The following is a 12,006-nucleotide window of genomic DNA, read 5'->3' as shown; positions in this document are numbered from 1 at the left end:
GAATATAAAAAGGTGGCGCATCTTGCCTTCAGAGATAATCCCCAGCTTCTTGAGAAACTCGGGATTGTGGTCAAATCAGGAACCGGAGGAAAATAGTAAAGCATTTCATGTTAAGTACTTGTATAAACCCTGTTGCCAGGAATACCCATCTATGCGCAGAAGAATAAAAAATCTATTACGCACTCTGACGAGGCGCCCTGAATTCCGGTGGTATGCCATTTCTATCGCTATCTGCCCCCTGGCCGGGGGCAAGATAGCAAGTTTACTTAAAGCATAGGCAAATTCAACGAAATATAATGGGAATATTTCTATAAAATGGTTCTGTTTGCCAATATTTAGATGATTATTTCAAATCTTTTCGGGGGCGTACTCTCCCCTTACATCCCCTCCCTTGAAGAAAAAGGGAGGGGAGCCGGTCTTCTGAAATTTTAAAAGGTCTGCCCGTAGCTTAAATCCCTATTATTAACTGATTATTATTTCGGAGTAAAAAAAGTGCTCTGCAACAAATAAAGTCCTGAACCTTTGATACCGCCCTCATAGAGGGCCAATAGCGATAAAAAAGATCAACCCACCGATATGCAGGCGCCTCGTCAGAGCGCGCGATAGAATTTATTTTCGAATACAGGTCTTTGTGTGTGGCGTATCCCTGGTGATCCTTTGTGGTTCAAATATTGAAGGAATATTCACCACAACAGATACAAAGAGATTCACGAAGGAGCACAAAGTAAATGAAGGCCAAACCAGATAGCAATTCTATGGATACAATTAATGATCATTTAAGAGGTCAAGATTCCTTCTCTCCCCCCGCGCAACCGGATCCGACCGAAATGAGTCGTAAACTGAGGCAAGTATGCGAATACAATCAATGACCATCAATGACATTTTCGTCAAACCCACCTGTCGGCAGACTGGCAATCAAACTCCTGTCAAACTCCTGTAAAACAACCTAATAACCATCAATAACATTTCCTTTTTCCATCTGTTTACCTGTAAATCAATTATAATCCCTGACCTTACTGCAGTTTGTCAGAACCTCGGATTCACAATGTTGTTGTACATCGAACCGAAGGTATAGCTGATGCCGAAACGGGTATAATAATTATAACTGGTAGCGAGCTCCTGCTGCCGGGTAAGAATTTCTTCCGTAGTGGCGTCTCCTTTAGGCAAAGACAACTGGTCGTTGATCAGTGAAACGCCTCCCCTAAAATAAATGTTCAGTCCTTTAACCAGATTCAGGTTTACCGAGCTTCGAAAGCTTACCCGGTTTTTCGAGAAGTCATGGAAATAATTAGATAGGTCCACGGAAAAGTCTATGGTGCCCCATTTTTGCTTGACTTCATAGTCGATGGCCAAAGTCTGCTGGTACAGGTCCTCCCGGATTTTGTTGAAAATGGTTGTATCTTCGTATTCATCGTATGAAAATTCCGGTCGGTATAGAAAGGTAAGTTGCCGTGTAGTGGATTCGGCATATGGAAATACGTTAAATTCCACTGCCGGCGCAGCCTGGTATGACATCTTTGTATTACGGTATCTTGAAGAGTAAAAGCCTCCAAACCCTCCGACTGACCAGTGCTCAGACAAGCTCCATACGGCAAGTCCGTCCAGATCGTAGGTACGGTGTATGCTGGTGATGGTTTCTGAATTTACCTGATAAATGTCTCGTTCATAATCGGCGTCGAATTCAAATTCAAGTTTGATGTCCTCGGTGACTTTATTGGCTTCTAATTCTCCGCTAAAGTCATAGCCTTCCTGCGACTCTTCACCTCTCATCATTCCGTTGACACCGACCTCGAAAATCCAGAAGTTCCATTTATCCGTTATCTTTTCTTCAGCAGTGGGCTTTCTATAATCAATGCTCATATTTTGCCAGAGCGGGGTTTTGATAAGGTACGAGGTTAAACCCGTTTTAAGGGCATGTACCATTTTTTGCCGGCTTTCATCTTCGCTTTCATCCGGTCCGACATTGAACCGCAGGGTGTCCTGGAGCTCGGCATATCCGTTCTGCCCGAGCATGTAAACCGAATATCTTGTTCCCTGATTTGCGGCACGTTCTCTGGTGATCATAATATGGACATCCGCATACTTACGGTCTCTTACATAGTTTACATAGCTAATTTCCCGTCTGATGTGATCTTCATCACAGTAAAAATGACAATCCAGATACACATTGGGTGCTTCTTCCTGAATGGTATCTTCGTGGGTGGTATCCTGAAGGTTGGCGGCTTGTATTGTATCCTGGGGGTTGTCGGCCTGTATGGCATTCCCCGCTATAAGCAGCATAAAGAACGCAACCACCATACCTGTCATCAACACTCCTTTTTTTTCTGTTTTTCTTTGTGTCTTCATAACGTTATATTTTTTTCCTTTTATTTAATGTTGCCCAGCTTTCAATTGTTTATGGCCAAGCCGGTAAAATTCACCCTGAAGGATGATCTTCCGGTGCCGTTACAACTGTTGCAGCCCCCTTTGTATGCTTTGATAATCCAGATAGTATAAAAATTTCAGAGAAAAACTGTTAATCTGGGGTGCGTTAAGCGTTTGATCCAGATTTCTGAGATAGCTGTCCGGGATATCCTCAGAGAAATGGTAAATGTTGTTTTTCCATACAAAAGAGAGCTCGCTTCCCGGGGCAAATTGCCATAAATACTGAAGATAAACGGTCAGGGCATTGTAACTTAGATCCTGACTTGATCCGTACCTGTCGTATCCGTATGGTGTCCCCAGATCCCCATTCTCCTGCAGGGGATAGAAATTCGAGTAATCAAGGGTTCTCCAGTAATGGCGTATCCGCAGATTTATCAAGTCTCTGGGACTAAACTTAAAGCTGCCCTCCAGTCTGTTCTCTAGGGTTGTCACGTTTCTTTTTCCGAAGGTGATGGAGACATCCCCGTCCTGGGTGGGCTCGTCTTCCACGTATCCCATGTCGTTCATTTCTTTCTCGTATTCAAACCGATAATTCAGTGAAAAGGCATCGCTGAACCGGAAGTTGGGAGAAATATCAAAACCGTATTCATGTTGATTCCATCTTGCAGATTTTCCGTAATCTATTCCTCCCCTTACACTAAAGTCCTCGGTATCATCGGTTCCTATAAACAGAGCGGCTGAATACTGCGCAGGCCTTTTGAACCTCCAGCCTTCAACCCGGGGTTCGAAGTAATCATGGGATTCTGGCTGCCAGTCGGCCCTTAATAATGTAAAATAGTGATTTTGAAACTGGGCTATAGAAAACAACCTGAGCTCAAACTCCTGATATTTTCTGGGCTTATAGAGACTGGAATATTCAATATCCACGTTGGTGTGCAAGCTTCGGAATATGGAGAAAGGTTCAAAGATGTTGTATTCCAGCTCCATTTGCTGAGAAAATTCATTGTTGCGCATGTTATAACCCAGGTCATTGGGATCGTAGGTATCGGTTTGGGTCTTGTGGCCCAGCTCAAACTGAAAATTTCCCTTGGTCCGGCTGAAGGTAACGTTATATGAATGGCCGAATTGGTTATTTGTCATGTATTTTTGGCTTACAGCCCCTTTTCCTGAAATTTGATAGGTATTGCTTTCGTTGGCCAGTTGAAAAGCGGCACCTGTGACATTGCCCGTATAGTTTCCGCGGATATGGTGAACATTGGTATTGATCAGGCTTACAAAGGAATTGTTCCTCAGGTTTTGATCGAACACCATCATGTTGTAATTGGTAAAGGGTTGGGTTCGGATCTCGCGGGATGCGTCTGTAACCGTATCAATTACCACGGCATTGGCTTCTGAGGTCATGGCATTCAACACGCCAATCCCCAGACCGTTGTCTGTCCTTCCGGAGACTTTGGTGGCATTGATCATTCTGGTTTCAGAGGGATTTTCTTTTATGATTTCCTCCTCCTCCATTTTGGATTCAACCTCATCGATGTCTGCCGGTTCATCGCCTATGCGCCGGGAATAAAATAACGACTCTGCGCCTCCGGGACCGGGTCCTCCGCCCCCTCCTACTGAACTATACTTGGTAAACAATTCCGTTCCTTCGGTAAAGAAGGGCCTTTTCTCATCATATCGCTCCTCATAGGGAGTCAGGTTCAAAACCCGGTCTTCGGTTGGCACCTGGCCGAAATCCGGAATCAGGGTCATATCCAAAGTAAAACTCTCTGTTATGCCGTATTTTAAATCCAGGCCACCCCGTACATCATTGACCCACCGGTTTTCTTCCGGATGGTTTTCAAGATAGGTGGAAAAATAAGGAGTAAAGGACAACCGCAGGGGTGGATTAATACCTTGTATGCCGCTTAATTCGCCAGCCTGATTGACAATGCCCTGCTGCTCTATGTCAATGGGATTCCACGTATCCCACTCTTTATATCTTTTGATATTTCTGAAGAAGTGCAATCCCCAATGGTGTTTTAACTCGGAAGGGAATCGGAGCGTGGAATAAGGGATCATGATCTCTGCAACCCAACCGGAATCTGAAACTCTCGTAGCGCATCTCCAAACGCCGTCCCAGTTATGATCGGTCTCCCTACCAATGTGCTTGATATCAGACTTCACACCCGAAGCAGATACGGTGAACTCCATCATGTTGATGCCATCATTAAAGGGATTTATTAAAAAGCTGAATTTATCCGCGTTGACTTCTTCTAAACCGCGAACACGCTTCAGCCCTTCAAAATCTCTTTTCCCCAGCTCAGTAAGAATGCTATCGGGATTGGGATCATACATCTTTGCCCCCACATAGATTCCCTGGTCGTCATAAATGATCTTTACTTCTGTAGGGAAAGAAGGCTCCCGGCCATTATAGGGTTCGTATTGCGTGAAGTCGGTGGCCACGGGTGCTTTTTCCCATATCGGATCATCCAATATACCGTTTATTTTCGGAGGTTCTCCGTTTTTGACGGCATTCAACACCTTGTTTTCAGTGCTTTGAGCATGGGTAACCGCGGGAAAGGTAAAAACCAGCAAAACCAAAAGTTTATAAAATAAATATCGATGATTGTTCTTCAGAAACATGGAATTATTTATTTTTTCGATTGTGGGCGCAATTTAAAAAAAGAATCTATTTAAAATCTGTAAAAGATTTGTTCATTTTAAGGTTAACAAAATCCTATGCCCTTATTGTTTAAAAGGTCGTAGACCTCCTGACGGTTATATTTTCCGTTTTGATCGTTATGTTATTTTGATATGCTCAGAAATATGATTTGAAAACAGATTTTGTTAATTTTGATTAGAGGTAGTATTTTATTAATTTCCAATAATAAATGAGCATGTTTAATTTATAAACTTTATGTTATGCAAAGAAGAACCTTTCTTAAAAATGCGGCGGCTATATCTGCAGTGACAATGGTATCGCCGTCGGTAGCCTTTGGCTCACGTGCCAATTCGGCCGTTCGGCTTGGAATTATCGGTTGTGGCGGCAGGGGCACTGCTGTACTCTCTTCCATGGCAGAACATACGGACATCAACATTATTGCCATGGCTGATCTGTTCGAGGATCAACTTCAAAAGAAAAAGGGCACCTTTGATCAGCTTAATTCCGACAATGGTTTTCCGAAGATTTCCAGATCGAATATGTATCAGGGGTCGGAGGCCTGGAAAAAACTGCTGGACAATCAGGAGGTGGATGCCGTGCTGATTTCAACTCCCGCGTATGTGCACGCGGATTACATGGAAGCAGCCGTTCATGCCGGCAAGCATGTATATTGTGAAAAGCCCGTTGCTCCAGACGTAGCGGGATGCAAGCAGGTCGAGCGGGTTGGCGCAAGACTGAACGGCAAGGTCAGCATTGCAGTGGGGTTTCAGATCCGCCAGGCCACTCCCTATGTGGAGATGGTAAAACGCATACAACGCGGTGATATTGGTAAGGTGATCAATGTACAGTTGTATTACCTTTCTTCGGCACCTGCGGTGGAATCGTCTGACAAGATGTCGTATGACGAGAAAAGGATAAGGAACCATTTTCATTTCCGCGCTTTGTCCGGAGGCATTGTACTGGATCAGGCCATTCACCAGCTTGATGTATGCAACTGGGCAATCAACAGCCGGCCCATACAGGCAGTAGGTCAGGGAGGAAGAAGAGGTCGCCCTGATTTCGGTGATTCATGGTCCAACTATCAGGTGCTGTATCAATACCCGGGCAACATCAATGTAAGCCTCCATTCTACCCAGATTGGATCCACCTTTGGTGATGTATGTGCCCGCTTTATCGGAACAAAGGGGATGGCTGAAGCCCATTATAGCCGGGGCGTTTATATCACCGGGGAAAATGAATGGGATTCAGGAATTTTAAAAGCCGGAGAGAGTCCATCACAGGAAGATGTTTCATCAGGTGCTTTCTCATCATCCCTGCATGATGCCAATGAGAACAAGGTCAAATCCTTTATCAACAGCATTCGCACGGGCAGTTACCTGAATCAGGCACGGGAAGGAGCCAGGTCAACACTTAGTGCGATTATGGGCAGAGAAGCCGGGATATCTGAAAGCAAAGTAACCTGGGATGAGATATATCTTTCCAACTCCAAACTGGATCCTCAGTTGAATTTAAGCCAATTCGACTAAAATTGAGATAAAAAAACACCGGCTGGCAGATTATTTGCCGCCGGTGGTTTTCTTTTTAATGCACCTGGCTTTCCTTTATCCGGGAATACCATTTACGCGTCTATGTCAGTTCACGGAAGACTTTCCTGAAATGGTATCCATAGATGCTGTAGGTAACGGCCAAGGGGAAAGTTCTTGGGTGTCTGAACAGACTCCAGAATAAAAGGTCCCAGTAGTATTTACGGTTCTTCTTCAGAATGCCAATGTACAAAATTGATTTTACAAAGGCCAGAATAAGTGTGAAATCAAACTTGGTGCGCATCCTGAAATCAGGCCGGTAGTTTTTTAAGAACAGCTTTACCCGCCTATAATAGGATTTACTGGAATAAATGCCCTGAATGATCTTCTGGTAACCGTTCATCAATTCTTCCTTGTTCATGGCCGGTGTAAAGTTCATGGAGTAGTTGGTGTTATCCCCTGAAAAGGTATCGACAATTCTGCCTTCCCGTTGCAGGCGTTTGTATAATTTTGACAGCCGGGGTGCATTCAGCAGCCCCACCATGGCTGTAATGATCCCGCTGCGTTGAATAAAATCAATCTGCTTTTGGAAGACATTGGACGAGTCACTGTCAAAGCCTACAATAAATCCGGCAGTCACTTCCATGCCCGATTTTTGTATGATGTGTACGGAGTTGAGCAAATCGCGTTTGTTGTTTTGAATTTTGTTGCACTCTACCAAACTGTCCTCTTCAGGGGTTTCAATGCCCACAAAAACTTTGATAAAGCCTGCACTCACCATCATACGCATAAGTTCCGGATCGTCGGCCAGATCAATGGAGGCCTCTGTGGTAAATGAAAAAGGATAATTATGCAGTTCCATCCAACGGATCACGGCAGGCAGCAAATATTTTTTCAGTTTCCCTTTATGACCGATAAAATTGTCATCTACAAAAAAGACACTGCCTCTCCATCCGGTTTGATACAGGGCGTCCAGTTCAGCTATGATATGCTCCGGGGATTTTGTGCGCACCCTGCGTCCGAAAAGAGCGGTGATATCGCAAAACTCACAATCATAAGGGCAACCCCTTGAATATTGTATCCCTGTCATTGCATATTTTTGCAATTCCAAAAGGGAATAATCAGGAATGGGGGTTTTGGAGATATCGGCGAATTGATCCGTCTGATATATTTTTTTGGCCTGACCCGCCCTGAGGTCTTCTACAAACTCGGGCAGTGTAATTTCTGCTTCGTTCAGTATCAGATGATCAACATCGGTAAATTGTTCAAATTCCTCTGTAAACAGAGGGCCACCTGCAATAACTTTAGTATCCAGTTGCTTACATCGGTCAATGATGTTCCTTGCAGATGCTGTCTGAACAGACATGGCACTGATCATAACATAATCCGCCCATATAATATCTTTATCCTTTAGTTCGGTCACATTGAGGTCGATTAATTTTTTATTCCAGTCATCAGGCAATAATGAAGCAACGGTAACAGTCCCCAAAGGGATGTTGGCCGCCTTTTTGGAGATGAATTTTAGCGCGTGCTTAAAGCTCCAGTATGTGGCTGGATATTGCGGGTTGATCAATAATGCATTCATAATTCTTTTTACTTATTGGTTAAACTCGGAATTAAAGATATCTCCTTTTCAACCTGAATCAAAATAAACTCTTGTTGTTGGGAGCAGCAGAACAGAGTATGGGACACATAAAATTTTATCCGGATAGGTGGTAAAAGTATGGGGTGGGTGTTATTCACCCCTTCCTGGCAGGAATGGCTTCTTTTATCCACATCAAATATTGACGGGAAACCGGAACTTGCTCGGTATAATTCTTAATGCTCAACCAATAGCTGTTTTGTCTCCTGTACAGATTTTCGGTGTGATGGATGTTGATGATACAGGTTCGGTGACAGCGAATGAAGCTGGCATATTGGGTTGTCTGGTGTTCAATGTGCTTCAGCGTATTTCTCAGCAATTGTTTTTTAAAATTGTCTCCTTCTTTATACACGATTTCAACATAATTGTCGGCTGACCGGATCATCACTACATCACTTACCGGAAAATTTAGCTTTTCGCTGCTGTTTTCGGAAACAAGGGTGATGGTTTCGTTTCGGTTAAATTCTTTAAGTTGATCAACCAGACTTTGCAATCGTTTGTTTTTTTCCAGGTAGGATTCATTTTGTTGTTTCAGGGCTTCCAGAGTATCGTATACCCTAAGGATAAGCGGCGGAATGATACAGATAAATACAACCTTGAAAATGACATAAAAAGTGATATCAACAGACCCCACATATCTGAGGTAAAAAGGAAGCGCTACGGCATTCAAAATGAAGATCAGGAATCCGTTGACATAAGGCTGCAAAACTGTATTGGCTTTTTCCCGGGAAGCCTGTTCAACCCACCATGGCAAGCCAACACGCACCACTGCCATAAACATGAACAGGATGGCTCCAACTCCCAGGAGGAATAATATTTGGTTGTTAAAATCAAAATTATTAAGTGTAAAGGGCTGGAAAAAGAGAAGAAACAGGAATATACCAAAGCCTATTCCTGCAAATAGCTTAAATTCTTTGTTGATGTGCTGATATAAAAAGTCTGATTTAATTTTTGTCTTCAATGTCAACACTTTTGTAAAGAATATTATTTTTTCCCGGCTTTCTCTTTTTTTCTTGCTCCTTCTTTCACGCCGGCTACTTCAACTTTTAAACGTCTGCTTTTATAGGTATTATTGTGCAATGAATGCAAAATTTTGTCGGTGTGTTTTGTTTCCACTTCGAAAAAGGAGAAGTTATCCTTCAATTCAATATCTCCTATTTTTATTTTCCGGTCTTTTGTATGGTCATTGATCATTCCGATAATGTTTCCGGGAGTTATGCCCTGTTTTTTCCCAACATTGATGAAGAACCGTGCGTAACCGTTTTTCCCTTTTACCTGATCCTTACCATTCCGTTTGCCGCCATCCTTATTATTCCGGGAAGTATGTTTATCCTCTGCTTTCTCATTCAGGTCGCCCGCATTTTTATAATAATCCAGGAACCGGTTGAACTCCAGCGAAACGAAGTGTTTGACAATTTGTTCCTTGCTCAGCCATTCCAGCTTTTTATTGACTGTATGCATAAACGGAGCAATCTGATCTTCGTCCACTTCTACATGCTCCATACGGTCGATGAAACTGAACAGTTGTTTTTTGGTTATCTCCTCTCCGGTTGGCACCGGCAATTGTTTGAATTTCTTGTGGATGATCTTTTCCAGTTGGGCTATCTTGTTCTGCTCATTCTGATCCACAATAGCAATTGAAACGCCTGATTTATCCGCACGCCCTGTACGGCCGCTTCTGTGGGTATATACATCAAGGTCATCCGGTAAATTGTAGTTGATGACATGAGAAATGTTGTTCACATCGAGGCCACGGGCAGCCACATCGGTAGCTACCAGCATCTGTAACGAGTTATCCCTGAAGCGTTTCATCACATAGTCCCTTTGGGCCTGTGATAGATCTCCGTGCAACGCATCGGCATTATAACCATCCTTTAACAGTTTATCAGCAACATCCTGAGTTTCCCTTTTTGTCCGGCAAAAAATAAGCCCGTAAATATCCGGGTGAAAATCCGCAATCCGTTTTAGCGCCAGATAACGATCCCGGGGATGCACTTTGTAATAATAGTGACATACATTTTCCGCTCCTGCATTTTGCTTCCCAATGGTTATTTTTACGGGGTCGCTCATATAATTTTTGGCAATGCGCGCCACTTCCCTGGGCATAGTTGCTGAAAACAGGAGGGTACGCTTGTCATCCGGGGTTTTTTCCAGGATACTGTCCAGCTCTTCGCGAAATCCCATATTAAGCATTTCGTCGGCCTCATCCAGCACAACTGTTTTGACTGCGGAAATGTTTGCAGCTTTGCGTTTCATCAGGTCCAGCATCCTTCCGGGAGTAGCAACAATGATATGGGCTCCTTTCTTAAGCGCCTTGATCTGGGTCTGAATATTGGCGCCCCCATATACAGACACCACCTCCAGCCCTTTGATGTATTTCGAATAATCCTGCAAATCTTTTGTAAGCTGAATGCACAGCTCCCGTGTAGGTGCCAGTATCAAAGCCTGAACCGATTTTTCACCGGTATTGATCTGCTCAATGATGGGCAGACCAAATGCGGCTGTTTTGCCTGTTCCGGTTTGTGCCAGACCTACCAGATCATCTTTTGTTTCATTAACCAGAGGGATGATTTTTTCCTGAATGGGGGTAGGTGTATTAATTCCCAGCTCTTCAGTTCCTTTCAATAGATTGGGCGAAATGCCCAATGCGTTAAATGTCAGCATGATTTTGTTTTAAAAAATTGAGATGCGAAGGTACGTCAAATAAATTTAAAAAAAAGGCACAAACTCATGAAAAATATTATATTTACAGGATTTATTATAGGATTGATAACTTTGGGCTTCATGAAAGCGCACCCTTGAAACTTGTACCTAGAAACCTTACAACAAGAACATGAGTAACATGCGGGTTCCAGGGTGATAAAAGCAGAGTTTGCGAATTTGACATATAAATTAATTGGAAATTCAAACCTTTAACAAACTGTTATCCAAGTGAAATACAGAAAATTAATCACCTTATTATTGACTTTTATTATGGCACTGGTGTTCCTTAATCACGTTCCGTTTAATGGGCCTATAAAAGAAAAGCCGGAATTCCGGTTTGGAGTTGTTGCCGACTGCCAGTATGCTGATGTTCAAAGTGAGGGCGTCAGGGAATATGCTTTATCTGATAAAAAGCTAAAATTATGTGTAGATCATCTGAATGTATTAGATCTGAAATATGTGGTTAATCTGGGGGATCTGATTGACCGGGATTTCAACAGCTTTGACACCATCCAGCCCATTCTTAACCAACTTGAAATGCCCGTTCACAATGTTCTGGGCAATCACGATTACAGTGTTGCAAATAAATACAAGAAGGAGGTTCCTGTAAGGCTGAACCTGCCTTCCCGTTACTACGATTTTGAAGTGGATGGCTGGCGCTTTGTTGTGCTGGACGGGAATGACATCAGCTTTCATGCCTATCCTGAGGATAGTGATTCCTATAAAGAAGCAACCGAATATTATAAGCAGAAGGATATTGAATCGCCGGAATGGAATGGTGCCATTGGGAAGAAACAAATGAACTGGCTTCATCGGGTCCTGGAAAAAGCCACTGCAAATAAAGAAAAGGTGATCATATTCTGTCATTTTCCCGTTTATCCTGAGGATGCCCATAATCTATGGAATGCCGGAAAAGTGATTCAGGTGCTCGAAAATTATCCCTGCGTACGGGCCTATATGAGCGGGCATAACCACGACGGAAATTATGGAATGAAAAACGGCGTGCACTATCTGACCATGACAGGTATGGTGGATACCGAGGAGAATTCCTATTCTATCGTAAACGTTTATAAAAACCGGTTGGAAATTCAGGGTTTTGGACGGGAAAAGGACCGGGTGCTGGAGATAAAATA

The 12,006-nt window shown here is 43.3% G+C and carries 7 protein-coding genes; 2 read left to right on the top strand and 5 right to left on the bottom strand.

Features of this window, described 5'->3' with window-relative positions; genetic code table 11:
- Positions 1–1,026: 1,026 nt before the first annotated feature.
- Together KGY70_10325 and KGY70_10320 are read right to left on the bottom strand one after the other, a co-directional pair.
- Positions 1,027–2,346 carry a hypothetical protein gene (locus KGY70_10325; GenBank protein MBS3775574.1) on the bottom strand — a complete coding sequence of 440 codons (1,320 nt, stop codon included), beginning with the start codon at positions 2,344–2,346 and terminating at the stop codon, positions 1,027–1,029.
- 99 nt (positions 2,347–2,445) lie between these two features.
- Positions 2,446–4,986, bottom strand: a complete 2,541-nt coding sequence (locus KGY70_10320) for a carbohydrate binding family 9 domain-containing protein (protein MBS3775573.1) — start codon at positions 4,984–4,986, stop codon at positions 2,446–2,448.
- A 279-nt stretch (positions 4,987–5,265) separates the two neighbouring features.
- Here KGY70_10320 and KGY70_10315 point away from each other — a divergent pair, with 279 nt between their 5' ends.
- Positions 5,266–6,531: a Gfo/Idh/MocA family oxidoreductase gene (locus KGY70_10315; protein ID MBS3775572.1), complete on the top strand. Its 1,266-nt coding sequence runs from the start codon at positions 5,266–5,268 to the stop codon at positions 6,529–6,531.
- A gap of 100 nt (positions 6,532–6,631) precedes the next feature.
- Here the strand turns inward: KGY70_10315 and KGY70_10310 are convergent, their stop codons facing one another.
- The 3 genes from KGY70_10310 to KGY70_10300 form a co-directional block, all read right to left on the bottom strand.
- Entirely contained in the window at positions 6,632–8,113 is a 1,482-nt protein-coding gene (locus tag KGY70_10310) for a DUF4070 domain-containing protein (protein ID MBS3775571.1), read from the bottom strand.
- Positions 8,114–8,267: 154 nt separating this feature from the next.
- Positions 8,268–9,131, bottom strand: a complete 864-nt coding sequence (locus tag KGY70_10305) for a LytTR family transcriptional regulator DNA-binding domain-containing protein (protein ID MBS3775570.1) — start codon at positions 9,129–9,131, stop codon at positions 8,268–8,270.
- A gap of 23 nt (positions 9,132–9,154) precedes the next feature.
- Entirely contained in the window at positions 9,155–10,834 is a 1,680-nt protein-coding gene (locus KGY70_10300) for a DEAD/DEAH box helicase (protein MBS3775569.1), read from the bottom strand.
- Between the two features lie 267 nt (positions 10,835–11,101).
- Here KGY70_10300 and KGY70_10295 point away from each other — a divergent pair.
- Positions 11,102–12,006 (top strand): metallophosphoesterase (locus tag KGY70_10295; protein MBS3775568.1); only part of this gene is annotated, 905 nt, incomplete at its 3' end.

It is taken from the genome of Bacteroidales bacterium, assembly GCA_018334875.1.
Lineage (GTDB): Bacteria > Bacteroidota > Bacteroidia > Bacteroidales > UBA12077 > JAGXLC01.
This window is presented reverse-complemented; position numbering and strand designations above follow the sequence as displayed.

What these genes read in the sequence shown, in the direction of transcription:
- KGY70_10325 (MBS3775574.1), bottom strand. Translation starts at nt 2,346, where the DNA reads ATGAAGACACAAAGAAAAACAGAAAAAAAAGGAGTGTTGATGACAGGT.
- KGY70_10300 (MBS3775569.1), bottom strand. Translation starts at nt 10,834, where the DNA reads ATGCTGACATTTAACGCATTGGGCATTTCGCCCAATCTATTGAAAGGA.
- KGY70_10320 (MBS3775573.1), bottom strand. Translation starts at nt 4,986, where the DNA reads ATGTTTCTGAAGAACAATCATCGATATTTATTTTATAAACTTTTGGTT.
- KGY70_10310 (MBS3775571.1), bottom strand. Translation starts at nt 8,113, where the DNA reads ATGAATGCATTATTGATCAACCCGCAATATCCAGCCACATACTGGAGC.
- KGY70_10315 (MBS3775572.1), top strand. Translation starts at nt 5,266, where the DNA reads ATGCAAAGAAGAACCTTTCTTAAAAATGCGGCGGCTATATCTGCAGTG.